Source organism: Sphingobium yanoikuyae (assembly GCF_013001025.1).
In the GTDB taxonomy this organism is placed as follows: Bacteria; Pseudomonadota; Alphaproteobacteria; order Sphingomonadales; family Sphingomonadaceae; genus Sphingobium; species Sphingobium yanoikuyae_A.
Genome location: NZ_CP053021.1, coordinates 5,033,124 through 5,056,937, shown reverse-complemented (window position 1 = coordinate 5,056,937; position 23,814 = coordinate 5,033,124). Strand labels below are relative to the sequence as shown.

Below are 23,814 nucleotides of genomic sequence, written 5' to 3'. Positions count from 1 at the left end.
TCCCTTCCGGATCAGCGCAGATCGCTCTTCTGCTGGATGCCACGCCCCTGACGGCTGGCCAGTCGACGCCATTCCAGGATGGTTTCGTCGGGTTCGCACAGCATTTCGTCGACCCAGCCATAATCGTCCTGGTAGAAGGGCTCGGTTACCTCGCGCGCCCAGATGTCGTCGGCATTGAAGCCGTCGAGCCCATGCGGCTTCCAGATCGCCTCGAAATCATTGGCGAAGGACAGGCGTTCCTGCTCATCCTTGCACGGCTTGCCGATGGTCTGGACATAGAGGTGGCGGCCCTCGTCGAGCGGCACATACCATTCATATTGGGTGAGGCCGCCGATCGGGAAATTGTCGACCTTGAGCACACCGGGCATCCAGATCGAGGTGCCGGCCGCGGCCGAAGTGCCCTTGATCTGGGTAGAGCGCGGGCCGCTGACCACGACTTCGCCATCGATCACGCCGTCCCATACCGGCTTGTGCAGGGCGAAATCGTCCATCACCCCCTTGGGGCCATCCTCCTCCTCGATCACCTGCACGGCGCCGGGCAGCGGCGTATGGCCGATCGGGAAGTTGAACGTGCGATAATGGCGCAGCGTCGTATCCTTGTGGATGAAGATGTGCAGACCATCGAAGCCGTTTTCGGCGCCCAGGCGCCAGTTGCTGTTCACGACGCGATGCTTGCCCAGCACCAGCCGATCCTCATCCAGGAAGCCGGGCGGCACATCCTTCTTGAGATCATGAACCTGATCCTCGTCACCCAGGAAGATGAAGATCAGCCCCTGCGCCTCGGTCGCGGGATAGGTCACGATCTTGCGCCGCTTGATCAGCCGGCTGTCGGGCACTGCGAGGATGTTGGCCAGTTCGCCCGTCTGGAAGCGATAGGTATAGCCATGATACCAGCAGGTGATCGTGTCCTTGGTATAGCAATCGGGCTTGCGCGAGAGCGGCACGCCGCGGTGGAGGCACCGGTCGCGCATCGCGTAAACCTGGCCGTCGATCCGCTTGATCAGCAGCTTCTCGCCCATCAACTCGACAACTTCGAGTTGCCCTTCCGCCAGTTCCTTCGAAAAGCGGATCGGATACCAATGGTTGCGAAAGCCGAGCTTTGCTTCGACATAGCCCTTCCAGTCGCCGATCATGCTCAGCACCTCGGGATTGACCAGCGGCTCTTCGTTCATTTCTCGTCCCTTATGGGATGGCCCGCCCCTTTTCCCCGGCATCAGGTATGATGCCGGTGCTTGAAAAGGAAAGGAGCGGACCGATGTCTATTGTTATCCTTGGCGTTGATTTGGGCAAGAATGCCTGCAGTGTCGTAGGCGTTGATGCAGCAGGCGCTGTCATCGTGCGTAAGTCGATGCGCCGACAGACACTTATCGATTACGTGACCAAGCTTCCGGCTTGCGTGATTGCAATGGAGGCGTGCTGTGGTGCCCACAACCTTGGTCGCCTTTTCGCCGCGCAGGGGCACGAAATCAGATTGATGTCGCCGGAGTACGTACGCCCGTATGTCAAAGCGCAGAAGAATGATGATCGTGATGCGGAGGGGATTGCCGAGGCCGCCTCGCGCCCGACTATGCGCTTCGTCGAACTCAAGACTCAGGAGCAGTTGGACATCCAGACCCTCCACCGCGTCAGGTCCCGCCTGGTAGCCGAGCGCACAAACCTTATCAACCAACTGCGGGCGATCCTCCTGGAGCGGGGGACCATTTTTCCGGCCGGCCGGCGCAAGCTGGAGTTGGGCATTGATGCCATGCTGGCCGCCGAAGATACGGCCCTATCACCACGCTTGAAGCAACTGGTGGGTGAACTGCGCGCCGAATGGCACGAACTTGATACCAAGGTCGAGGCACTGAACGGCGAGTTTGTCGAACTGGCTCGCAATGATGCAGCTGCCCGGCGGCTCACGTCCATCCCCGGCATCGGCACGTTGAACGCAACCGCTTTGATTGCAGCCGTGGGCGATGCCAGCAGCTTTGCCAAAGCGCGAGACTTGGGTGCTTGGCTCGGCTTGGTACCCAGGCAACATACTACCGGCGGCAAGCCCCGGCTGCTCGGCATCTCCAAGCGTGGCAACACCTATTTGCGCACTTTGCTCATCCATGGCGCCCGGGCAGCATTACCGTCACTGGCGCGCAGCGAAACCCCGCTGGGACGTTGGTTGACAGGAATGATCGAGCGAGGAGTTCATCGCAACGCAATCGTCGTCGCATTGGCTAATAAACTGGCGCGGATCGCTTGGGCAGCCCTTCGCAAAGAAGTGAGCTTCGAACGCGGCTATCCAGCAGCGGCATAACGGATCGGCTGCGTGCTTCTGCGCGCGTAGCCCAACGATGTTTGCAGGAAGGATCGTGAAGATGGCCTGACAGTCGATCGGCGTCTGGAAAGCCCGGGCAAAAAAATGGCACCTGTTGCCGGTTCCCTTATTGTGGCTCCAGACGTGCGGATGTCCATCTTGGCCACGGGATGCTCCCGTGAGACCGCATACGTTGACGCAGACTGATCAGAACACCGTAAAATCCTACTTGCAAACGGGGCGGGCCATACGTTTTTTTGACTAGATGTTTTTTTCAGCAGAAGCTGGCGGAAACGGTCCCCAGACCGTCAATTTCGGCATGGACGGCATCGCCCGGCGCGACGGCGCGCATCGGGCCAAGCGCACCGGTCAGAATGATCTCGCCGGCAAGCAGTGGCCGCCCCAGACTGTGGCAGCGGCGCGCGAGCCAGGTCGCGGCATTGAGCGGGCTTCCCAGGCAATCGCTGCCCTGCCCCTGCGACACCGTCTCGCCATTGATGGTCATCGTCATGGCGCAATGGGTGAGGTCGATCCCGTCCAGGCGCCGGGCCGGACCACCCAGCACGACAGCGCCGGCCGAGGCATTGTCGGCAACGGTATCGAGGATACCGATCTTCCAGTCGGCAATGCGACTGGCGACCACTTCCAGCGCCGGCACCACATAGGCGGTCGCCGCGATCACGTCGACCACGGTCACATGCGGCATGGCGAGGTCGGCGCCCAGGATCAGCGCCACCTCCGCCTCGATGCGCGGCTGGCGCAGCGTCGCATGAACCAGCTGGACATTGTCACCATGGACCATCTCGTCGGTCAGATGGCCGAAATCCGGTTCATCGACACCAAGCTGACGCTGCACTGCGGGCGAGGTCAGGCCGATCTTGCGACCAACGATCCGGCGGCCGGCGGCGAGCCGTTCCGCGATCTGCCATAATTGCACCTGATAGGCATCCTCGACGGACGCGATCCGATCGGCGACCGGCGGTATCGGCGCACCGTCATAAGCGTCGCGCAAAAGCGCCCCGATCTCTGCCGTCATCATCGCATCACCTGAATCAGCCATTGCTTCCCCCGCATCAGATATGATTGTATGACAAGAATACATTGTCTTTGTCGAGAAGGAAGTTTCACGATGTTTCGAGCCACGCTGCATTTTCAGGATGGTGCGGCTCTGACCCTGCCCGTGGCGGACGGGGAAACCGTGGTGGAAGCGGCACTCAATGCCGAATTGCCGCTGCGATCGGACTGCATGAGCGGCAGTTGCGGCTCCTGCATCGCACGCTGCACATCGGGCGAAGTCATATGTGACCCGATGGACCAGCCGATCGTCGATGCGGACGAGATCTTCGCCGGCATCTACCCCACCTGCCTCACCCGGCTGCGCTCCGACGCGCATTTCGAACTGGACTATCCGCTGACACCACAGCCGAGCCCGGCCGGGCGACAGCGCGGACGGCTGGTGCGCATCGATCGGCTCGCCGCGACCATATCCCGGCTTATCATCGAGGTAGAGGATCCCGACAATTTCCGGTTCCAGCCAGGACAATATCTGCGCCTGCGGCCGCCCGGACTGAAGGTGGCGCGGGCCTATTCCATTGCATCTGCTCCCAATGCCCTGCCCATGATCGAACTGCTGATCCGTCATGTACCGGGCGGACAGGTGAGCGGCTGGCTGGACAGCGACGCCGCTACAGCGGGCGCCAAGCTGGCATTGCAGGGGCCACTGGGCGGTTTTGCGCTCGACGACCGGGCGGAGCGCTCCGTGTTCATCGTCGGCGGAACGGGCCTGGCCCCCGCCCTGTCGATGATCCGCGCGAGCGGTGGCAAGCGCCCGATGCTGCTATGTTTCGGCTGCAGCCGGCGCGAGGATCTGTTCCTGGAGGACGAACTGCGCCACCTCGCCGCTACGACAGCCGGGCTGGAAGTCCGCATCGCCCTGATGGAAGGCGCCAGCGGCAGCATAGCCAGCGGCACCGCCGTCGCCCTGCTCGCGCCCGAAGACATCGCCGGCGCCAGCCATCATCTGTGTGGGCCGCCGGCGATGGTGGACGCCGCTCGTACCGTTCTGCGCGCGGCTGGCATCGCGCCGGGCCACATCCGGGCAGAGCGTTTCGCGATCGGCGGCTGAACATCGCCCTGCACGTCCGGTAGATCGACGGCAGGGCTGGACATCACCGCCTCTTTCGATCATTTATTGTATGACAATCATACATAGAGACAAGATATTGGAAAATGAGATGGCCGAAAAGACGGCGCTTTGCGAAGCAGCATCCCTGGCGCCGGGCGAGATGGCGCGATTCGAGCTGGACGGCGAAGATCCGATGCTGCTGATCAATGATGAGGGCGAATTTCGCCTGATCGACGATGATTGCACCCATGCCATCGCCTCCTTGTCGGAGGGCCGGCTGGAGGGGCAGACGATCTTCTGTCCGCTGCATGGCGGCAGCTTCAACATCCGCACTGGCAAGGCCTGCTCCCTGCCCTGCAAGCAGGCGCTGCGCACCTATGATGTCCGGGTTGAGGACGGCACCGTCTATTTTCTCGGCTGAGCCCCGGTAGGGCCGCGCTGCTTCCGTTCACCGTCCCACTGCATAGGCCTGCATCAGCCGCGGCGTCGCCGCGGCATGCAGCACGCCGTCGGCCGACCGTTCCGCGACGGTCAGCCGCCCTGCCGACCAGGCCGGCGCAACCCGTATGTCATGCCCCCGCGCCCGCAGATCGTCGATGATTCCGGCACCATAGCTTTCCTCGACCACCGCCACGCCCGGCATCGCCTCACGCGGGTAGAAGGACGAAGGGAAATGCAGGCTGTGGAACAGTGGCTGATCCAGTGCCTGCTGCAACCCCATCTTGCCCAATATCCGGCGCAGCAGCAGCACCAGCTGCCATTGATCCTGCTGGTCGCCTCCGGGCGTGCCGCACACCAGGGCCGGCCGCCCCTCATGCAAGGCCAGCGTCGGCGTCAGCGTGGTACGCGGGCGCTTGCCCGGCGCGAGGCTGCCGGGCAGGCCGGGTTCGAGCCAGAACATCTGCGCACGGGTATTCAGCGCGAAACCCAGACCCGGCACCGTCGGCGAGGATTGCGGCCAGCCGCCCGATGGGGTCGCGCTCACCATATTGCCATGACGGTCGATCACATCGATATGTACGGTGTCGCCGGGCTTCAGCGTCGACTTGAGATGCATCATAGTCGGCTCGCCGATGCCCAGGCCAGCCGCCTCGTCCCGGGCCAACCGCACCTGCGCCATGCCACGCGCCACCTGTTCGGCAAAGCCCGGCAGCACGCCCGGCCGCAGGACATGGCTCGCTTGCGTGCCGATCAGGCCGACCCGATCACGGGCATAGCCATCGGACAGCAACGCCTGAACCGGCACCTCGACGAAATCGGGATCGCCATAATAGGCTTCACGGTCGGCGAAGCAGAGCTTCGTTGCTTCCAGCACCAGATGGACGAAATCGACGCTACCCGGATCAATCCGGTCGATGCCGGCCGCATCCAGAAGGCGCAGCATCTGCAGCAACACCGGTCCCTGCCCCCAGCTCGCGGTCTTGCAGACGGTCCAGCCATGAAAATCGGCCGTCACCGGCGCTTCATAGCGGGCCTGCCAGCGCGCCATGTCTTCGCCCGTGAGCAGTCCCGCATGGCGCGCACCGCTCGCATCCATCAGCGGCGATCGGGTAAACTGGTCGATCGCTTCAGCCACAAAGCCCTGGCTCCAGGCATGGCGCGCACGATCTATCCGCGCTTCGCGATTGCCCTGCGTTCCGGCCTCGGCCAGCAGCCGTTGCCAGGTCGCGGCCAGTACCGGATTGCGGAACAGCTTGCCGGCAACGGGAGCTCCCCCGCCCGCCAGCCAGATGTCGGCCCCGCTCGGCCATTCATGGCGCAGCGCCTGCTCGACATCCGCGATCGCCCGCGCTGCCCCCGGCAGCAGCGGATGGCCGTTCTGCGCATAGCCGATTGCCGGCGCCATCACATCGGCCAGTTCCATCGTCCCATGATTGCGCAACAGCGTCAGCCAGGCGTCGAACGATCCCGGCACGACCGCCGCGATCAGGCCTGAGCCCGGCACCATGTCCAGCCCAAGCCCCCGGAAATGGTCGATCGTCGCTGCGGCGGGGGCGATGCCCTGGCCGCACAGCACGCCGATTTCATCGGTCCGGCTGTCATGAAACAGGATCGGCACCTCGCCGGCCGGGCCACACAGATGCGGCTCGACCACCTGCAGGGTGAAGCCGCCAGCTACAGCCGCGTCAAAGGCATTGCCGCCCCGTTCCAATATGCCCATCGCGACCTGCGACACGATCCAGTGGGTGGAGGCGACGACGCCAAAGGTACCGCTGATTTCCGGGCGTGTGGTGAACATCTCTGCCTGCTTTTCCATTGCGTTACGAATCTTGTATGACAATAATACCTGTGACGGGCAATCGCATGGAGGCGGGACGTTGCAGAAAATCAATTGGAACAAGTTAGGGCTGGCGCTGGCCGGAGCGGTGGCGCTCTGTCTCGGGCTGGCGATGCCGGCAAACGCCCGGACAAGCACATTAATGAAGGCACAGACTGACGCACAGCTTGTCAGCACGATCAGTTGCGAGGCATTGGGCAAGGTCGACCTGACGCAGGATCATGAATCGCCAGCAACCATCACCGGCGCGAAGCTCGTCGCAGCCAGCCCGGCGGCGAACGAATATTGCGCGGTGACCGGCTATGTCCAGCCACAGGTCCAGTTCGAGATCCGCCTACCGACCAGCAGTTGGAACGGCCGCTATTTCCAGATCGGCTGCGGCGGATTTTGCGGCTTCGTCAACATCGCCGGCTGCGGCGACATGCTGGCCAGGGATTTCGTCGTCGCAGCTGACAATATGGGCCATGTCGGCGACATACTGAAGGAACCGCTCTGGGGATCGAGCGCCGATGCCCGCCGCGACTATGGCGCGCGCAGCACCCATGTCACCGCGCTGGTCGCCAAGCGGGTGATCGCTGTCTTCTATGGCAAGGCACCGGCCTACAGCTATTTCCGCGGCTGCTCGACCGGCGGGCGTGAAGGGTTGATGGAAGCGCAGCATCATCCGGAGGATTTTGACGGCATCGTTTCGGGCGACCCCGCCTTTGCCGGGCGGCTGGGTGCGATCGCCAATGTCTGGGCCGCGCAGAAATTATTCCGGCGCGGCAATGTGCCGATCTTCGATCAGGCTTCCCTCACCCTGCTGCATCAGCGCACCATCGCCGCCTGCGATGCGATCGACGGGGTGAAGGACGGCATCATCGACGATCCGCGCCAGTGCCGCTTCGATCCGGCCAGCCTGCAATGCCCGGCGACGGGCGGCAGCGACTGCCTGACCGCCGAGCAGGTCGCGGCAGCGAAAGCCGTTTATGACGGTCCGCGCAACAGCAAGGGCCAGCGCCTCTATCCCGGCGGCATGATGCCGGGCAGCGAAGGCGCCTGGGGCGGCGCCGACACATGGAGCCTGCCGCAGGGATCGCTTCGCTATCTGATGTTCGCGCAGAACCCGGCCCGCGATTATGATTATCATGATTTCGACTGGGACCGTGATCTGGCCAAGGTGCGCGATCAGGTCGCGCTCTACGATCCTGTCGCTCCGGGCAGCGCGCCCGATCTCGCCGCTTTCCACGCGCGCGGCGGCCGGCTGATCCTCTACCATGGCTGGTCCGACCAGGGCGCCTCGCCGCTTGGCTCGCTCGATTATTATGCGCAGGTCGCGGCCCGTCAGGGCGGCGTCACCAGCCTGCGCGACTGGTTCCGCCTGTTCATGGTGCCGGGCATGTTTCACTGCCGCGGCGGCAACGCACCCAACAGCTTCGACTTCATGCCCGGCATCATCGCCTGGGTAGAAAAGGGCGCGGCGCCCAATGGCGTGGTGGCAAGCCAGAAGGATGGCGACACGCTGGTCCGCACCCGCCCGCTCTTCGCCTATCCCGCGGTCGCCCGCTATGACGGCAAGGGCGATGTCAACACAGCCGCCAGCTGGCACGCAGCCATGCCGGCCAGCACACCCGATGGCCGCATCGACTGGCTCTGGGGTCCAGCGGCCAAGTAACGAAAAAGGGGGAGGATGGCGCTGCGCCATCCTCCCCCTCCCTGCGACCCGAATGCCCTTGTCAGACGCTTCGGAAGCTCAACAATATTCCCGGCTGGCGACGATGAAGGCCGCCCCCTTGTCGAGGAAATGCCGGGTGACGCGGAACATCGCCTCGGCCTGGTCCACCTGCACCGCATGGGCGGCATCATAGACATAGGTCAGCTTGCCATTGGGCAGGGTGGTGGCGAGATAATGCCCCGCTTGCGGCGGCGTCACCCGGTCCAGCGTGCCCATGATCACCAGCACCGGCGCCGCGATGCCGGGCAGCAACGCCACCAGTTCCTCGTCGACCAGCACCGGCCCGCCATAGGCGCGGAAGGCCGCGCTGTTGCCCTGGGCGATCTCCGGTGTCGGCGCCAGATGCCTGGCCTTGTCGGGATAGGCGAACAGGCCGGTCCGGGCGGCCTGCGGATCCTGCGCTGCCGGGTCGGCGCCCACCGCAACCCCAGCCGGCGCTTCCAGCACCACGTCAGTTACGCGGTCGGGGTGACGCACCGCCAGATAGAGCGCGACCCGGCCGCCGAAGGAGCCACCGAAGAGGTCCACCGGGTCCGCACCGATCTCCGTCGTAATGAAGTCGGCGGCCAGATCGGCCAGATCGGTGACGCTTGCCACACTATCCAGCATCGCCGTCCCGCCAAAGCCTGGCAGCACCGGCATGAAGATGCGCCGCGTCGTCGCCAGCTTCTCGATCAGCGGCGTCCACAACGGCCCGCCCGACGTGTGAAGGACCAGCAAGGGCTCCCCCTCGCCCGCCACCAGATAGGTCAGGGCACCCTTGGCAAGGGTCGCAGTCTTGGTTTCGTAGCTCATGACATTCCCCCTTACAGATCGCGGACCTGCGGCAGCACCTGGTCACGGAACAGGTCCATGCCCTTGCGCACCGTCGCGACCGGCAGGTTGCCGATCTGCATGCTCATATTGATGCCGCCACAGCCCAGTTCGGACTTGAAGCGCTTGATCTGCTCGACGACGCTCTTGGGGCTGCCGCAGAAGATCGAACCGGCGTCGATCATCTCCTGGATGGTCTTCTTGGCGGCAACCTTGTCCAGCCGGCTGTCATAGCTGGCGCCGGCCTTCTGCTTGTTGAAATAGCCCGCCTGCAACACCAGCTTCAGCGCGTCATAGGTCGGCTTCATCAGCGTACCGTGGAAATAGTCGAGCGCGCGGGCGAACACCTCATGCGCTTCCTCGTCGGTCTCGCAGATGCAGGTGCTGGCCCCCATCAGGACCTGGTCGTCCGCCGGATCCCAGCCCGCCTCGTTCGCGGTCTGGCGATAGATGTCGACATTGGCGCGCGCCAGCTTCATGTCGGAAATCAGACCCATCGCCATGATCGCCCGGCTCTGCGCGGCGAAGACCGCCGATTCCTCGTTGCTCGCCGACATCAGCACGCGCGGCGGCTGCTGGATCGGGCGCGGCCAGATCGAAATGGAGCGGAACTGGAAATGCTCGCCTTCCCAGCCGAACGGCTCGGGCTCCGACCAGCATTTCATGATCAGTTCGGCCGCTTCCTTCTGGCGCGAGCGCGATTCCCCCGGCGGCGAATTATAGGCGATATATTCGTGCGGTACGCCGCGCATGAAGCCGGCGATCAGGCGACCGCCGCTCATCACGTCAATCATCGCATATTCCTCTGCCACCCGGATCGGGTTGGACAGCGGCAGCAGGTTGCCAACCATGGCCAGGCCGATCGTCTTGGTCTCGCGCGCTAGGATCGATCCGATCAGGTTGCAGTTGGCCATGGTGCCATAGGGGCTGAAATGATGCTCGTTGCACGCCACCCAGTCGAATCCGCAGGCCTCCGCATGGACCAGCAGGTCGATATAGTCATGATAGAGCTGTTGCCCGACAACCGGATCATAATCCTTGTTGGGCGTGGGATAGACGCGCGGCGGCTCGGGATAGTGCGGCCACGGCATCAGGTTGAAGAAACCAAACTTCATATGCTTCCCCGGTCTTTGTGAAGATTATGGATGCTGAGAAACCGCCGGCGAGGCCTGGCGCAGCGCGCCGCGTCCGGCCAGCAGGGCGACGAAGCCGCCAGCCGCACCGATGCCGCCGACAATGGCCATCGACCGCCCGATACTGGCGGGATTGCCGAATATATGGTCGGTCAGGAATGCGGTGATCAGGGCGATGATCGCCTGCCCCATCACATTCTGAACAAAGAAGAACAGCGCGATATAGAGGCCCCGCAGCCGGTTCGGCGCCACCGACGCGGCCACCACCGCATGATGGCCGACCGAGGCGCAGACCTGAAAGACCAGTAGCGCCAGCGCGATCAGCGCAGCGGTGGCATTGGTCAACAGCGGCATCGCGATCGCCACCGGCACCAGCAGCAGCGCACAGGCAGCCCCGGTGCGGAACGCAGCATCGCCATGCCCCCTGGCCAGCGCGCGATCCGTGACCAGCGCGCCGAACCACTGCCCCAGGGTCGTGGGCACCAGGAAGATCAGCGCCAGCGGCAGGCTCAACTCGCGGGGGCCCATGCCGTGCAACCGGTCGAACAGCGCCGGTCCCCACAGGATGAAGCCGGCAAAGGGCAGGTTGATGAAGCTATAGCCCAATATATAGGCGAGGGAGACGCTGCGGCGGGCCTTCAGAAAGGCCAGGAAGCCGATCCCCTCCTCAATTGCGCCGCCCGGCATGCTGCGCCTTGCGGGTTCGCGCATGGTCAACGTCAATAGAGCCATGAACAGCCCCGGCACGCCCACCGCCACGAACACGAAGCGCCATGGCGCCAATGCACCGAACAGCGGCAGTTCGACCGCGCCATGCGTGGCGGTGAAGCCGATCAGCAACCCGCCCAGCAAATAGGCCACGCTCGACCCGAGGGACACGCCCAATGTGTAAATGGCAACCGCACGCCCCCGCTTGGCGGGAGGGAAATAATCCGCGATCAGCGAATAGGCCGCCGGTGACAAGGCCGCCTCGCCAATGCCCACGCCGACGCGCGCCAGGAACAGCCAGCCAAAGCTGCTGGCCAGTCCGGACGCCACGGTACACAGGCTCCACAGTGCAATGCCGGCCGCCACGATCAGGCGGCGGGGCATCCTGTCCGCCAGCCAGCCGATCGGCAGGCCGACGCTGACATAGAAGAGCGAAAATGCCACGCCCCCGACCAGCGCGAACTGCATGTCGCTCAAATGCAGATCGGCCGAAATCGGCCGGATCAGGATCGAGAGAATGATACGATCGATGAAGGACAGCATGTAGGCGAGCAACAGCAGCAGCAGCGCCCAGTTGGCAGCCGTGCGCTCTGGCCAAGACGTTTCGGATTGGCCCATGAGAGGGGGCGCAGAATCGGCATATGAACTTGTCATACAATCAGACAATCGAGTTTGCAGGCTGTTGGCAAGTCCCTTGATTCATTTTGTCAAAATCTTTCACGCCACGGAAAACAGGCCAAAGTTTCCCGCTTGCAAAGCCAAAAACTTTGTATGACAATCACACCATAACATCGACTTTCGAGCGCTTCACGACTCGCGAGCGGTAGCACCAGATCGCCACAAGGCGACGTGCATGTTCAGCAGCAGGGACGATGGAGGAGTTTCCAGAACGCAAAGGGTTAAACATGAGTCAGTTTCTTCGCGGGCACCTGCGCCGCGCTGCGAACGGCGTCGCCCTGACGTCGATCGCCTTGCCTGCGCTCGCCATTTCGATCTCCGCACATGCGCAAGACGTCGTTTCCAGTCCGACTTCGGCAAATGCCGCCGCCGGGGGCGAGATCATCGTCACCGGGACGCGCCGTGCCGACATGTCGATCAAGGATACGCCGCTCGCGATCTCCGCCTTTTCGGGTGAAACGCTGGAACGCAATCACGTCACCAGCATCGCGGATCTGCGCAATCTCGACCCTTCCGTGAACATCCAGAGCTTCGGCGCGGCCCAGACCAAGATCGTGCTGCGCGGCATCGATTCCAATGTCGGCGCCACGACCGCCCTCTATCTCGATGAATCCGCCGTTCTGGGCGGTGTCGGCGGCAACATTCTGGGCGATGGCAAACCCGGCATCCGCCTCCATGACATCGACCATGTCGAGGTGCTGAAGGGACCGCAGGGGACGCTGTTCGGCACCAGTTCGATGAGCGGCACCCTGCGCGTCATCACCCGCAAGCCGGACCTCGACACATGGGGCGGATCGGCCGAGATCGTCGGCGCCAGCGTCAAGAGCGGCAACACCTATGGTGAAGCGAGCGTCACGATCAACGCACCGATCGTCAAGGATGTGCTCGGCATTCGGGTCACCGGCTGGACGGAGATCGGCGGCGGCTACATCGACCAGACGATCAAGGGCCGGATGCGCACGAACAACAATGACCAGTTCGTTCGCGGCGTGCGTGGCCAGATGCTGTTCAAGCCCAGCGAGGATTTCTCGCTGCTCGCATCGGCAACCCATCAGCAGATCGATGTCGATGGCAGTCAGGCGTTCCAGGAAGCCAATGGCCCCTATCTCAACACTTCGCCAACGGTCGAACTCTATTCGGACAATTACGACCTCTATTCGCTGACGGCCGACTATGATCTGGGCTTTGGCTCGATCATCGCCAATGGCAGCTACAGCAACCAGCAGGTGCTGAACGCCAAGGATTCGACGCCGACCAACATCAATTTCGGCGTCAACGCCCCGCTCAGCTTCGTGCCGCGCATGTGGTTCAAGGACTATAACGCGGAACTGCGCTTCTCGTCCAAGTTCGGCGGCCCGCTTCAGATCGTGGCCGGCGCCTATTATGAGCATAGCAACAGCCTGTACCAGACCAACGCCATTCAGGCGCCCGACGGGATTCCCGTCTGCTTCAGCTATGACGACTGCCACGACAATGGCTTCGCCAACCCCGGCCGCGGCAACAGCGTCTATGAATTCGGCACCAACAACAGGCGCGTGATCGACCAATATGCCTTCTACGGCCAGGCCGACTACAAGATCGTCGACACGCTGACCGCGACGCTGGGCCTGCGCTATTTCTCCGCCGACATCCATGACGTCGTCACCAACCTGCAGACCGTGTTCCCGGACTTCGTTTTCGGCAATGTGACGACGCCCAGTGTCACCGGCGACAGCAAGGGCAGCAACAGCAAGACCAGCTATAATGCCGCGCTGTTGTGGCAGGCGACGAACGATATCAGCCTCTACGCCCGCGCGGCATCGGGCTTCCGCCTGGGCGGCGTCAACACCGCCACCTCGCTTGCGCAGGAAGCCGGCGTCGTCTTTCCCGGCACCTATAATCCGGACAGCCTGTGGAGCTACGAAATCGGCGTGAAGGGCTATCTGCTCGATCGCGCCATCTTCTTCGACCTGACCGGCTATCATGTCGACTGGAAGAACCAGCAGCTCTCGGCCAGCGCGCCCGGCGCCTTTGCCTATACCATCAATGCCGGCAAGACCTCGTCCAACGGCGTCGAGTTCAATACCACGATCAAGCCGGTGACCGGGCTCAGCCTGATGGGCAATGTGACCTATGTCGACTCCAAGCTGGAAGAGGACCTCCCGGCTGACGTCGTGTCTGCAGGCACCATCGGCAACAAGGGCGATCGGGTGCCGCTGTCGCCGAAATGGTCGGCATCGGCGTCCGCCGAATATGAAATGCCGCTGGCTGGTGACCTGAGCGTGTTGATTTCCACTGAGAAGTGACCCGGGTAGGGCGTAAATTTCCACTAAGAATTGACCCATGTTGAACTCGTCCCTGGCTTTGGCAAGCGAGGGTATATGGAGTGTTGGACATGGCGTTATTGAGCGTTATCCGGCGCTGGCATTTTCGCGATCATCTACCGATCCGGGAGATAGCGCGGCGCACCGGACTATCACGCAACACGATCCGCAAATATTTGCGGTCCGAGACGATCGATCCGCGATTCAAGGTGCCTGATCGACCAAGCAAACTGGATCCATTTGCTGAGCATCTGGCGGCCTGGCTGCGGCGCGAGATGGGCCGATCGCGCAAGCAGAAGCGCACGATCAAGCAGTTTCACGCCGATCTGGTGAGCCTGGGTTATGAAGGATCCTACAACCGGGTTGCCGCTTTTGCTCGGGACTGGCGCGAAGATTATCGGCGCCAGCAACAGATTGGCGGGCGTGGGACATTCGTGCCCCTGTCGTTCGCGCCGGGGGAAGCTTTCCAGTTTGATTGGAGTGAGGACTGGGCAATCATTGCCGGGGTTCGGACCAAGCTGCAGGTCGCGCACTTCAAGCTCAGTTACAGCCGGGCATTCATCGTGCGCGCCTACCTTCTGCAAACCCATGAGATGCTGTTCGACGCCCATAATCACGCCTTCCGCGTGCTGGGCGGCGTGCCGCGCCGGGGTATCTATGACAATATGCGCACGGCCGTCGACAAGGTCGGGCGTGGCAAGGAACGCACCGTCAACGCACGCTTTCTGACGATGGTCAGCCACTATCTGTTCGAAGCCGAGTTCTGTAACCCGGCTGCGGGATGGGAAAAGGGGCAGGTCGAGAAGAATGTCCAGGATGCGCGGCACCGTCTGTGGCAACCCACGCCGCAGGCCGAGAGCCTTGATGCGCTGAACCTGTGGCTGGAGGAGCGCTGCAAGGCGTTATGGGAGGACATCTCTCACGGGATCGAACCCGGGTCGGTTGCCAATGCCTGGGCCGATGAATCTGAGTGTCTGATGGTTGCGGGCAGGCCCTTCGATGGTTTTGTGGAATATCGCAAACGGGTATCGCCGACCTGCCTCATCCACTTTGAGCGCAATCGCTACAGCGTACCGGCCTCTTTCGCCAATCGCACTGTCAGCCTGCGCGTCTATCCTGATCGCTTCCAGGTCGTCGCCGAGGGGCAGCCAATCTGCGCACATCAGCGCATCATCAACCGCTCTCACGACGGTCCAGGTCATACGGTTTATGACTGGCGCCATTATCTGGCGGTCGTGCAGCGCAAACCCGGCGCCCTGCGCAACGGAGCGCCCTTCCTTGAGCTACCCGATGCGTTCCAGCGTCTGCAGCGACATCTGTTGCGCAATCCCGGCGGCGACAGGGAAATGGTCGAAATACTGGCGCTGGTTCTTCATCATGATGAGCAACTGGTGCTGACGGCGGTCACCATGGCGCTGGAGGCTGGCGTTCCGACCAAGACCCATATCCTCAATCTGCTCTATAGGCTGGTCGACGGAAAACCGATCTCCACGCCGCCGGTGACGGCGCCCCAGGCGCTCAAACTGGTCAGCGAGCCGATGGCCAATGTCGAACGCTATGATGATCTGCGCAAGGAGAAGCGTCATGCGTCATGACCCTGCCAGCGGCGCCATCGTCGTCATGCTCCGCAGCCTCAAGATGCATGGCATGGCGCAGGCCGTCACCGATCTCATGGAACAGGGATCTCCAGCCTTCGAAGCCGCCATCCCGATCCTCTCCCAGTTGCTCAAAGCCGAGACAGCAGAACGGGAGGTTCGGTCTGTGGCCTATCAGCTCAAGATCGCGCGCTTCCCTGTCTATCGCGATCTGGCCGGCTTCGACTTTACCAGTAGCGAGGTCAATGAAGCTCTAGTGCGTCAGTTGCATCGCTGCGACTTCATCGACATCGCCGACAATATCGTGCTGGTCGGCGGTCCTGGCACCGGCAAGAGCCATGTGGCAACGGCGCTGGGCATCCAGGCCATCGAACATCATCGAAAGCGCGTCCGCTTCTTCTCGACGGTCGAACTGGTCAATGCGCTCGAGCAGGAAAAAGCACAGGGCAAGGCCGGTCAGATCGCCAATCGCCTCCTGCACTCCGATCTCGTTATCCTGGATGAGCTTGGATATCTGCCGTTCAGTGCTTCAGGTGGCGCGCTGCTCTTCCATCTACTGAGCAAACTCTACGAGCGCACCAGCGTCATCATCACCACAAACCTGAGCTTCAGCGAATGGGCCACCGTGTTCGGCGACGCCAAAATGACCACGGCGCTTCTCGATCGGCTTACCCATCACTGCCACATCCTGGAGACCGGCAACGATAGCTTCCGCTTCAAAAACAGCTCTGCCAAGCAGGCCAGAACCCAAAGGAGAAAACCACGGGTTGACCCACCCATGACACCCGAAACATAATCCGCAGACGGGTCACTTCTCGATGGAAAACCCGGGTCACTTCTCAGTGGAAATCAACACTATATGGAGGCGGCGGTCAACGGCGTGCTGATCGCCGGCCTCTATCTGCCGAACGGAAATCCGCGCCCCGGACCGAAGTTCGATTACAAGCTGCGTTGGTTCGATCGGCTGATCGATCATGCGGCGGCGCTGTTACGATCGGGCGCTCCGGTGATCATGCTCGGCGATTTCAACGTCATGCCGACCGAGCGCGATGTCTACAAACCCGAACGCTGGCTCGACGACGCCTTGTTCGCGCCCGAAGTCCGGGCGGCATTCTTCCGGCTCCTCGATCAAGGCTGGACGGATGCCCTTCGCACTATCCATCCGGATGAGACGATCTACACTTTTTGGGATTATTTCCGAAACGCTTATGGCCGAAATGCGGGCCTGCGCATCGATCATCTGTTGCTCAGTCCACTGCTGCGCGACCGGCTCATCGATGCCCAGGTCGACACTCACGTCCGGGGCTGGGAGAAGTCGAGCGATCATGCGCCGGTGTGGGTCGAGCTCTCCGACAACAAGGCTCGACGCCGTACCCCAAGGTCCTGATGCCCCATTCAGGACCGCGCCATTACTGCAAGACCGGGCTTCACAATATTGTCGGCCGAAATCGGTAGGCGGCTCCTGGGTCAAAGCAGTCGTTCGCGAGCACGATCTCGCAAGTCGGCTAGAGGGAAAATCGGACGATCACGAAAGGCCGCTTCGGCGCCCATACAAGCAAGCGCAGCAAGCAGGATGGCTAGCGCACCGCGACATCAGCAGCCAGAAGGCGTTGATGTCATCCGCCGAAATTTTTAATGTCCCCGCGACGCTCGCCACTGCGACTCTGTACGTGGGCCGTCACAACGAGACTTTCAAATGGCCACTGGGCATTCCGGGAATGAGGGGACATGAGCCATTCGACGATGTACGATCCCAAATTCGACGCCGGTTTGTGGCTTTCCTCGGTGGTCGACAATTCCGGCGACGCGATCCTCAGCAAAACGCTCGACGGCGTCATCACCAGCTGGAATGCGGGAGCCGAGAAGCTGTTCGGGTTCTCCGCCGCCGAGGCCATCGGCCAGCCCATCACGCTCATCATCCCTGAGGACCGGCTCCACGAAGAAGCCGAGATTATCGGCAAGCTGCGGGCCGGCGAACGCGTCGATCGGTTCGAAACGGTGCGCCGCCGCAGTGATGGCGAACCCGTCCATATCGAGGTCACCATTTCGCCGGTGCGCAACGCCGAAGGCGAGATTATCGGCGCGTCTAAAATCGCGCGCGATATCGGCGAGCGGCTGCGTCATGCCGAGGACCAGCGGCTCCTGGTCCGCGAGATGCATCACCGCATCAAGAACCTGCTCTCGATCGTGCAGGGGCTGGTCAGCGTTGGCCGACGACGGGCCGACGATGTGGATGACTTCGCCGATAACCTGAGCAGCCGGATCATCGCGCTCGGCGCAGCGCAGCAACTCGTCCTCGGACTTCCAGGCGAAGAACGCTCCGGTGCCGCGCTGAGCGAGCTGATTGGAGCAGTCCTGGAGCCCTATCGCGACGAGGGTCAGATCACCGTCGCGCAGTGCGACGCGCCTGTGGGCGCGGGCGCGTCAACGTCACTAGCGCTGCTCATGCACGAACTCGCCACCAATGCCGTCAAATATGGCGCGCTCTCCAATTCCGACGGCCTGCTCCAGGTTGATATCTCAATGACGCAAGGAAACGTCACCATCGCCTGGCGAGAACGCGGTGGCACTTTCGACAATGGCGATCAGGGTTTCGGGACAGAGCTGATGCGCGCAGCCATGCGTGGACTTGGTGGCACTATCGAACAGGCATGGCGGGACGGCGAACGGGTCGTGACCATTTGCCTCGCACGTGACCATCTGACTCGCTGACAGACGAACCGTAAGCGCTCAGTCGAGACCGAGCTTCGCCTTGAGCACGTCGATGCGCTTTGACGCTTCGGCGGTTCAGAACGTCCTCGCTTCCATCGATGGTTTTTTCACAAGCGTGGATCAGGCGAACCGGTCGTCGACATACTCCGTTTCAGCGGTGCCAGCCTAAATGTGTTCGACCGCCAAGCGTGGGCAATTATCCGTTCACGATGGCTACCATTGGGGTGCAGGACCTACCCGACATATAGCTCGGGTCATCGCGCGCCAGGAACAGCAAACTAGGCGCCCCGTCACTGGTGGTCCGGCATTTTGATCGCGACCATCACTAAAGGCCCCCTGCCCCAACAGAATCTTAGGAGGCTGGCTTCCCGTTTGCTCGGGCTAAAGCGCTGTTGCCGTACGCGCGCAAAGGGCAACCCGAGAAATCTGCCTTCGATCCGGCACCAGCAAGAGCGCTTCGCATTAGTCGCTTCTGACCTTTTGATCATGGAGCTACCCGAGTTGGAAGACCTCGCCGGTTGGATTGCCCCTGCTGCCACCATGATTGCGGCCATGATGACCGCAGCCAATCTGGGCGCACGTGTCACCGGCTGGGGTTTCGGGGTCTTCACCCTGGGATCGATCGCCTGGTCGATAGTGGGATTCTCTTCGGGACAGGCAAACCTGCTGGCCACCAACGGATTTCTAACCCTCGTCAATCTCATCGGCGTCTGGCGCTGGCTTGGCAAGCAGCGCGCATATGAAGATGGCGGCAAATCCGCCGCCCAGGCAAGCCAGCGCTCCCTCTATCCGAGTCTTTTTACCGCGACGAGCGTCGCTGGCATGCCGGTCGTTGATGCTGAAGGCGAGCCGATCGGAAAAGCCGTTGAGGCCCTCGTGACCTGCAAGAGCGGCAGGGTAAGTTACGTCGTCATCGCATCTGGCGGTTGGGGAGGCGTGGATGAAGAACTTCGCGCTTTGGACTGGGCAGACCTGAACTTTGCCAGTGATCGGCTGACGCTGCTGCGCCCACGCGCATGGTTCGATAGCCTGGCGCCTCTAGTCGAGGGAGAGTGGCCCGCAGCACTGGCGGATTTTAACGAGAGGCGGAGCAGATGAGGTTTTTCGCAGCCTTCACGAAATCGCCCTGTCTTTGCCAAAATGTCAGAGCCCAGATAGCTGCCTCGACATGAGAAAGGGAGCATTGTTGCTGTAGAATATCCTCTCGCCAGTTCCCAGGACGATCCGGAACTCGCCAGCACCATCTGCAAGCGCGTGCGGCGAAGTGTAAGCGGTAAAAATCCCCCACGTGGCCTTGAGAACGGGGCTGTAATTTGAACGATCAGGCGGCGCTTGCGATGCTGCTCAGTTCGAACGAGGTTTGCGCGGCGTTGGCATCGGTCCAGCAGTAGGGCAACAGATCGTCGATCGGATCGGTATCCGCGCGGGTGATGATCCGGGTAAGGACATCGCAGAGATAGGCGTAGGGGTTGATGTCCAGCATCTTGCAGGTTTCGACCAGCGAGGAGATCGCCGCCCAGTTTTCTGCACCGAGCTGGTGGCCGGTGAAGAGTGCATTTTTTCTTTGGAGAGTCACCGGCCTGATAGCCCGTTCGGCGGCGTTATTATCGATCTCGATCCTGCCGTCATCGAGGAACCGGGTGAAGCCCGCCCAGCGCTTGAGCGCATATTTCATCGCATCGCTCGTTGCCGATCCGGCCATCATGCGCGGTGCGGTGGCGGCGAACCAGGCATGGAGCTTGTCGACCAGCGGACGGGTCCGCTCCTGCCTGACAGCGAGGCGTTCTTCGGCCGTGCGCCCACGGATTTCCTTTTCGATGCCATAGATCTCGGCAATGCGCTGCAAGGCGTCCTGCGCGACCGGAGCATCGCTGCCTGCATCGACGAACCCGCGCCGCAGATGAGCCCAGCAGTAGGACTTGGTGACGCCGGCGTCGGCGCCATCGTCCTTGCCGAACTGGTCATAGGCCTGCCAGGCATCAACCTGCAGGATGCCCTGGTATGACCCGAGCAACTGCTTGGCCCACATTTTTCCGCGTCCCGGCATATATGTGTATAGCGCCAGAGGCGGATCGACGCCGCCATGAGCGCGATCGTCGCACACTATGACCCACATATAGCCGGTTTTCGTCTTGCCCGTTCCCGGCGCCAGCACCTTGACCGTGGTTTCGTCGACGAACAGACGGGCAAGCGCATCGGCGCGCATCCTGTCGGTGATGGGCATCAGCGCAGCGATGCCACGACCAACCCAGTTCGCCATAGTGGCGCGGCTGATCTCGATGCCTTGCCGGGCGAAGATCTTCGATTGCCGATAGAGCGGCAGGTGATCGCAATATTTGTTGATCAGAACATCGGCGATCAGCGCTTCGGTCGGCAAGCCGCCCGGCACTACATGCGCCGGGGCCGACGCTTGGCGAACGCCGTCGCTGCAGCAGCGGCAGGCATAGCGGGGGCGGATCGTCACCATCACGCGATGCTGGGCCGGGATGATGTCGAGCCGTTCGGAACGGTCCTCGCCGATCTTGTGCAGCGTCCCGCCACAGGCGCATTCTAGGTTTTTGGGCTCGATCACCGTCTCGAAGCGCGGCAGATGGGCCGGCAGCGATGCGCGTTCGGCATCTGGAGCCCGCCGGCGACGCGGCCTGAGGCCGTAACGTCCCGCCTCCTCGGCCGCCTTGTCCTGCAAGCCATCGGCTTCACCAAGCGCGACGTTCTGGTCTTCCAGCGTCAAGGCTAGTTGATCGGCCGGCAGCTTTTCCGAACGCTTGCCGAAGGTCGAGCGGTTGATCAGCTTGAGGATATGTTCGAGCCGTGCCGCGCGAGCGCGCTCGGCCAGCACCATCGCCTTGAGCTGCTCCACATTGTCAGGAAGCTCGTCATATCCAGCCTCCGGGCCGGTCTCGACAGGGGGGTCGGGATGCGCCACCACGCCCGCATTCTAGCCAGTTCCCCACGTCTGGGAACAGCCTTGCGTCAGGTAGAATCAGGCGTGCGATCTACTGCGCATGAAGTGGCTTTGGCACCCGCGGCACGTGCATGCGCGACCAGTCCAGCCCCTCGAACAGCGCGGAAGCCTGGGCCGCCGACAGCTTCATCACTCCGTCTCCCGGGCGGGGCCAGCGGAACTTCCCATCCTGCAACCGCTTCGTCACCAGTACGAGCCCGGTGCCGTCCCACAGCAGGAGCTTCATCCTGTCCGCCCGGCGTGCCCGGAAGACAAAAAGCATGCCTGAGAATGGGTCGAGACGCAGTTCCTGCTGAACCAGTGAGGCGAGGCCCGCCATACCCTTCCTGAAGTCCACAGGCTGCGTCGCGACAAGCACCTTCAACGGTCCGGGCGGAATGATCATGTGTTCACCTGCGCGGCCAGGAGCACCCGCTCGATATGGTCGGCATCCACGTCGGACGGGATGCGGATCGACAGCCCGCGGGTCTCGATAATAATCTCACCGCCACTCCTCGAACTCGCGGGCAACGATGACACTGCAGGCGCCGGTGGCCCAGAAGATGGCGACGGTACGGGAGGTGCCGGCGGGCTTTCGATCACCGCGGGAACAAAGCCCATCCCCTCGGCCCGTTCCCGGAAACGCCCTCGCCAGTTATAAAGCTGTTGCGGGAGCATGCCATGACGCCGGGCTACCTCGGCCACATTCGCGCCCTGCTTGAAACTCTCCTCGATGATCCGCGCCTTCGCCGCAGGCGTCCACCCACGGTTGCCATTCGACAAGGGAATGACGTCAAGACGCTCGGCCTTGCCTGCCCTCCCACCCCTTTCAGTTTCGAAACTGGTTTCGAAATCACCACTCATCACCACCTCGCAAATGCAAGGCTCAACACCTACCAAATCGCAAAATCATGAGAATGTGGGGGATTTTGACCGCTTACGGCGAAGTGTCGCTAGCCCTCACTTCAAGAGGTAGCTGGCCCCTGCAAGGACCTTACCGGACGGCGATTAGCTTCCGGCCAAGCCTTGCGACTTAGAGAGGATGGCCACTGCGGTGGAGGATTCTGTCGGTTAGTGGTCGCAAGAAATGAGCCGCCGCCGTTTTCAGGCGCCAGCCCATTCCCTTTTACTGGCACGGGTCAGGCTGCGAGCAGTTTCACAGCCGTCGGCTTCGCGGCGGGCAGCCCGTTTGTCTTTGCCTTCGCAAGCAATTCCTTCTTGCGTGCGGCCATCGTGTCGCGGAGTGCCACAAGATCAACGTCAGTTTTCCGGCATTGAGCGAACATGCCCTCAGACGGCATTTCCTCCTCATGGACATGATGCTTGATTTCTTCCGAAAGCACCTTGACCTTAGCGTCATAGAAGGCGTCGCCGGGCGAGCCGGCCACTATGTCGTTAATCAGCACCTTGGCGCCATCATGTTCGACATAGGCTTCGTCGAGTGTGTCATCCTCGATCAACCCGCGAAAGGCGGGATAGAAGATTTCTTCCTCGAGGAGCGTGTGGATTTTGAGCTCGACACAAATCTCATGCGCCAGCGCCTGCTTGCGGTCTGCGGATTTCGCAGCCTCGAATTTCTCGAACAGATCCTCGACCTTGCGATGGTCGGCCTTCAGCAGCGCGATCGCATCGGTGAATTGCGGCTCAGCCATCCTAATTCTCCTATTGGGTGATCGCCAATGAAGTTGTCAGCACCAGCTATGGTTCCTCGCTAACGACTCGCAAAAAGGAAGTGGTTCGCGAGTATGAGCCATCCACATATGTTTACTCGCCAGTCTGGTCATGAGGTGCTGCCACGGCCTTGGATTCCGGCGATTCCCGTTGGCGAAGGAAAATGGATAGAAGCACCAGAACTGCAGTCGAGAGAAACTCGCTTTGCCAGTTCTGAAAGGATTCAAACCAAAGCTGAGGATCGCCAAGATAGGCTATCGTTGTGAGTGGCTTTTCACCATGTGCTACAGCATCTTGCGCCGCGACCCTGGCGCTTTGTGTCCAGTGGATGACGAACGAAGCAAGGAAGAGAGACGCGAGGGCCAAACCGAGCGATTGCGCATAGAGCGCGCGCCAGATTGGTCCCCATCGCAGGATTTTCGGTGCACCGGGCTTGCTGGCCTGGAGATCGAGGTCTGCGTCGCGCGGCGGGCCGTCCGGATCCTTGGACTCCGCCGAACCGCGCTGGATGAGGAAAGCGGTCAGCACCACATAGGCTGACATCTGCAGGAACTCGCTCTCCCAATTTTCAAAGACACTGGAGAGAAATTCGGGGCTGAAGCTATAGGCGATGAGCGAAAGCGCCTGTTCACCATGGCGGTGGGCGTCTTCGACCTGAACATGCCAGCCCGCGATCCATTGTCCGATAATAGTCGCCGCAAAAAACAACAGCAGGACGAGCGTCAGTCCGTTGTTCCGCAGCATGACCATCTTCCAGTCCGACTAGTGGAGGATGCCCAAGCTAACGGCTTCAGCTATCGTCCGTTCCAGCGGCAGGAAGCAGGGCATGCACGCCTGAAGAGCCTCGCGCAGC

21 protein-coding genes are annotated in these 23,814 nt (G+C 61.9%); 10 read left to right on the top strand and 11 right to left on the bottom strand.

Annotated features, from left to right (window positions below; translation table 11 throughout):
- Window positions 1–11 precede the first annotated feature (11 nt).
- Window positions 12–1,172 (bottom strand): Rieske 2Fe-2S domain-containing protein, encoded by a 1,161-nt coding sequence (locus HH800_RS24410; protein WP_017503080.1) that lies wholly within the window; start codon window positions 1,170–1,172, stop codon window positions 12–14.
- An 83-nt stretch (window positions 1,173–1,255) separates the two neighbouring features.
- Here HH800_RS24410 and HH800_RS24405 point away from each other — a divergent pair, with 83 nt between their 5' ends.
- Window positions 1,256–2,287: an IS110 family transposase gene (locus HH800_RS24405; protein ID WP_020818605.1), complete on the top strand. Its 1,032-nt coding sequence runs from the start codon at window positions 1,256–1,258 to the stop codon at window positions 2,285–2,287.
- Window positions 2,288–2,561: 274 nt separating this feature from the next.
- On the opposite strand, the gene HH800_RS24400 is transcribed toward HH800_RS24405, so the two are convergent.
- Window positions 2,562–3,347 carry a 2-keto-4-pentenoate hydratase gene (locus tag HH800_RS24400; protein WP_169862939.1) on the bottom strand — a complete coding sequence of 262 codons (786 nt, stop codon included), beginning with the start codon at window positions 3,345–3,347 and terminating at the stop codon, window positions 2,562–2,564.
- A gap of 69 nt (window positions 3,348–3,416) precedes the next feature.
- Here HH800_RS24400 and HH800_RS24395 point away from each other — a divergent pair, with 69 nt between their 5' ends.
- Together HH800_RS24395 and HH800_RS24390 are read left to right on the top strand one after the other, a co-directional pair.
- Window positions 3,417–4,412 carry an FAD-binding oxidoreductase gene (locus HH800_RS24395; protein ID WP_169862937.1) on the top strand — a complete coding sequence of 332 codons (996 nt, stop codon included), beginning with the start codon at window positions 3,417–3,419 and terminating at the stop codon, window positions 4,410–4,412.
- A gap of 109 nt (window positions 4,413–4,521) precedes the next feature.
- Window positions 4,522–4,833 carry a non-heme iron oxygenase ferredoxin subunit gene (locus HH800_RS24390; protein ID WP_051035668.1) on the top strand — a complete coding sequence of 104 codons (312 nt, stop codon included), beginning with the start codon at window positions 4,522–4,524 and terminating at the stop codon, window positions 4,831–4,833.
- Window positions 4,834–4,860: 27 nt separating this feature from the next.
- Here the strand turns inward: HH800_RS24390 and HH800_RS24385 are convergent, their stop codons facing one another.
- Window positions 4,861–6,669 (bottom strand): gamma-glutamyltransferase family protein, encoded by a 1,809-nt coding sequence (locus HH800_RS24385; RefSeq protein WP_206379187.1) that lies wholly within the window; start codon window positions 6,667–6,669, stop codon window positions 4,861–4,863.
- Between the two features lie 163 nt (window positions 6,670–6,832).
- On the opposite strand from HH800_RS24385, the gene HH800_RS24380 reads away from it, so the two are divergent.
- Window positions 6,833–8,344, top strand: coding sequence for a tannase/feruloyl esterase family alpha/beta hydrolase (locus HH800_RS24380; RefSeq protein ID WP_169862935.1), 1,512 nt, complete (start codon window positions 6,833–6,835; stop codon window positions 8,342–8,344).
- A 78-nt stretch (window positions 8,345–8,422) separates the two neighbouring features.
- Here HH800_RS24380 and HH800_RS24375 read toward each other — a convergent pair whose 3' ends face one another.
- From HH800_RS24375 to HH800_RS24365, 3 genes are read right to left on the bottom strand one after another with little or no spacing between them, the layout of a single operon-like run.
- Window positions 8,423–9,199: an alpha/beta fold hydrolase gene (locus HH800_RS24375; RefSeq protein WP_169862933.1), complete on the bottom strand. Its 777-nt coding sequence runs from the start codon at window positions 9,197–9,199 to the stop codon at window positions 8,423–8,425.
- Between the two features lie 11 nt (window positions 9,200–9,210).
- Window positions 9,211–10,332, bottom strand: a complete 1,122-nt coding sequence (locus HH800_RS24370) for an LLM class flavin-dependent oxidoreductase (protein WP_169862931.1) — start codon at window positions 10,330–10,332, stop codon at window positions 9,211–9,213.
- Window positions 10,333–10,356: 24 nt separating this feature from the next.
- Entirely contained in the window at window positions 10,357–11,676 is a 1,320-nt protein-coding gene (locus HH800_RS24365; RefSeq protein ID WP_169862929.1) for an MFS transporter, read from the bottom strand.
- A gap of 287 nt (window positions 11,677–11,963) precedes the next feature.
- On the opposite strand from HH800_RS24365, the gene HH800_RS24360 reads away from it, so the two are divergent.
- From HH800_RS24360 to HH800_RS24335, 6 genes are all read left to right on the top strand, one after another.
- On the top strand, window positions 11,964–14,021 hold the full coding sequence (locus tag HH800_RS24360; RefSeq protein WP_169862927.1) for a TonB-dependent receptor: 2,058 nt from the start codon (window positions 11,964–11,966) through the stop codon (window positions 14,019–14,021).
- 89 nt (window positions 14,022–14,110) lie between these two features.
- Window positions 14,111–15,634, top strand: a complete 1,524-nt coding sequence (gene istA, locus HH800_RS24355; RefSeq protein ID WP_086485527.1) for an IS21 family transposase — start codon at window positions 14,111–14,113, stop codon at window positions 15,632–15,634.
- Window positions 15,624–16,430: an IS21-like element helper ATPase IstB gene (gene istB / locus HH800_RS24350; RefSeq protein WP_069338825.1), complete on the top strand. Its 807-nt coding sequence runs from the start codon at window positions 15,624–15,626 to the stop codon at window positions 16,428–16,430. The genes istA and istB overlap by 11 nt, the downstream gene beginning before the upstream one ends.
- Window positions 16,431–16,493: 63 nt before the next feature.
- Window positions 16,494–17,021 (top strand): exodeoxyribonuclease III, encoded by a 528-nt coding sequence (locus tag HH800_RS24345; protein WP_419248217.1) that lies wholly within the window; start codon window positions 16,494–16,496, stop codon window positions 17,019–17,021.
- Window positions 17,022–17,362: 341 nt separating this feature from the next.
- On the top strand, window positions 17,363–18,346 hold the full coding sequence (locus HH800_RS24340) for a sensor histidine kinase (protein WP_235681966.1): 984 nt from the start codon (window positions 17,363–17,365) through the stop codon (window positions 18,344–18,346).
- Window positions 18,347–18,886: 540 nt separating this feature from the next.
- Complete coding sequence (locus HH800_RS24335) at window positions 18,887–19,444, top strand: PRC-barrel domain-containing protein (protein WP_052076527.1); 558 nt, start codon at window positions 18,887–18,889, stop codon at window positions 19,442–19,444.
- Window positions 19,445–19,667: 223 nt separating this feature from the next.
- Here HH800_RS24335 and tnpC read toward each other — a convergent pair whose 3' ends face one another.
- The 5 genes from tnpC to HH800_RS24310 form a co-directional block, all read right to left on the bottom strand.
- Window positions 19,668–21,188, bottom strand: coding sequence for an IS66 family transposase (tnpC, locus tag HH800_RS24330; RefSeq protein WP_169863432.1), 1,521 nt, complete (start codon window positions 21,186–21,188; stop codon window positions 19,668–19,670).
- 154 nt (window positions 21,189–21,342) lie between these two features.
- Window positions 21,343–21,696, bottom strand: a complete 354-nt coding sequence (tnpB, locus tag HH800_RS24325; RefSeq protein ID WP_010336289.1) for an IS66 family insertion sequence element accessory protein TnpB — start codon at window positions 21,694–21,696, stop codon at window positions 21,343–21,345.
- On the bottom strand, window positions 21,693–22,154 hold the full coding sequence (tnpA, locus tag HH800_RS24320) for an IS66-like element accessory protein TnpA (protein WP_084491345.1): 462 nt from the start codon (window positions 22,152–22,154) through the stop codon (window positions 21,693–21,695). The genes tnpB and tnpA overlap by 4 nt, the downstream gene beginning before the upstream one ends.
- Before the next feature lie 275 nt (window positions 22,155–22,429).
- The gene (locus tag HH800_RS24315) at window positions 22,430–22,942 is read right to left on the bottom strand and encodes a hemerythrin domain-containing protein (protein WP_169862925.1); all 513 of its coding nucleotides are present in this window, start codon (window positions 22,940–22,942) and stop codon (window positions 22,430–22,432) included.
- A gap of 112 nt (window positions 22,943–23,054) precedes the next feature.
- A complete protein-coding gene (locus HH800_RS24310; RefSeq protein WP_235681965.1) occupies window positions 23,055–23,705 on the bottom strand; it encodes a DUF6766 family protein in 651 nt (216 codons plus the stop codon).
- Between the last annotated feature and the right edge of the window lie 109 nt (window positions 23,706–23,814).

Coding starts and splice junctions, on each gene's coding strand:
- HH800_RS24410 (WP_017503080.1), bottom strand. CDS start 1,172: ATGAACGAAGAGCCGCTGGTCAATCCCGAGGTGCTGAGCATGATCGGC.
- HH800_RS24405 (WP_020818605.1), top strand. CDS start 1,256: ATGTCTATTGTTATCCTTGGCGTTGATTTGGGCAAGAATGCCTGCAGT.
- HH800_RS24400 (WP_169862939.1), bottom strand. CDS start 3,347: ATGGCTGATTCAGGTGATGCGATGATGACGGCAGAGATCGGGGCGCTT.
- HH800_RS24395 (WP_169862937.1), top strand. CDS start 3,417: ATGTTTCGAGCCACGCTGCATTTTCAGGATGGTGCGGCTCTGACCCTG.
- HH800_RS24390 (WP_051035668.1), top strand. CDS start 4,522: ATGGCCGAAAAGACGGCGCTTTGCGAAGCAGCATCCCTGGCGCCGGGC.
- HH800_RS24385 (WP_206379187.1), bottom strand. CDS start 6,669: ATGGAAAAGCAGGCAGAGATGTTCACCACACGCCCGGAAATCAGCGGT.
- HH800_RS24380 (WP_169862935.1), top strand. CDS start 6,833: ATGAAGGCACAGACTGACGCACAGCTTGTCAGCACGATCAGTTGCGAG.
- HH800_RS24375 (WP_169862933.1), bottom strand. CDS start 9,199: ATGAGCTACGAAACCAAGACTGCGACCCTTGCCAAGGGTGCCCTGACC.
- HH800_RS24370 (WP_169862931.1), bottom strand. CDS start 10,332: ATGAAGTTTGGTTTCTTCAACCTGATGCCGTGGCCGCACTATCCCGAG.
- HH800_RS24365 (WP_169862929.1), bottom strand. CDS start 11,676: ATGGGCCAATCCGAAACGTCTTGGCCAGAGCGCACGGCTGCCAACTGG.
- HH800_RS24360 (WP_169862927.1), top strand. CDS start 11,964: ATGAGTCAGTTTCTTCGCGGGCACCTGCGCCGCGCTGCGAACGGCGTC.
- istA (WP_086485527.1), top strand. CDS start 14,111: ATGGCGTTATTGAGCGTTATCCGGCGCTGGCATTTTCGCGATCATCTA.
- istB (WP_069338825.1), top strand. CDS start 15,624: ATGCGTCATGACCCTGCCAGCGGCGCCATCGTCGTCATGCTCCGCAGC.
- HH800_RS24345 (WP_419248217.1), top strand. CDS start 16,494: ATGGAGGCGGCGGTCAACGGCGTGCTGATCGCCGGCCTCTATCTGCCG.
- HH800_RS24340 (WP_235681966.1), top strand. CDS start 17,363: ATGAGCCATTCGACGATGTACGATCCCAAATTCGACGCCGGTTTGTGG.
- HH800_RS24335 (WP_052076527.1), top strand. CDS start 18,887: ATGATTGCGGCCATGATGACCGCAGCCAATCTGGGCGCACGTGTCACC.
- tnpC (WP_169863432.1), bottom strand. CDS start 21,188: ATGGTGCTGGCCGAGCGCGCTCGCGCGGCACGGCTCGAACATATCCTC.
- tnpB (WP_010336289.1), bottom strand. CDS start 21,696: ATGATCATTCCGCCCGGACCGTTGAAGGTGCTTGTCGCGACGCAGCCT.
- tnpA (WP_084491345.1), bottom strand. CDS start 22,154: ATGAGTGGTGATTTCGAAACCAGTTTCGAAACTGAAAGGGGTGGGAGG.
- HH800_RS24315 (WP_169862925.1), bottom strand. CDS start 22,942: ATGGCTGAGCCGCAATTCACCGATGCGATCGCGCTGCTGAAGGCCGAC.
- HH800_RS24310 (WP_235681965.1), bottom strand. CDS start 23,705: ATGCTGCGGAACAACGGACTGACGCTCGTCCTGCTGTTGTTTTTTGCG.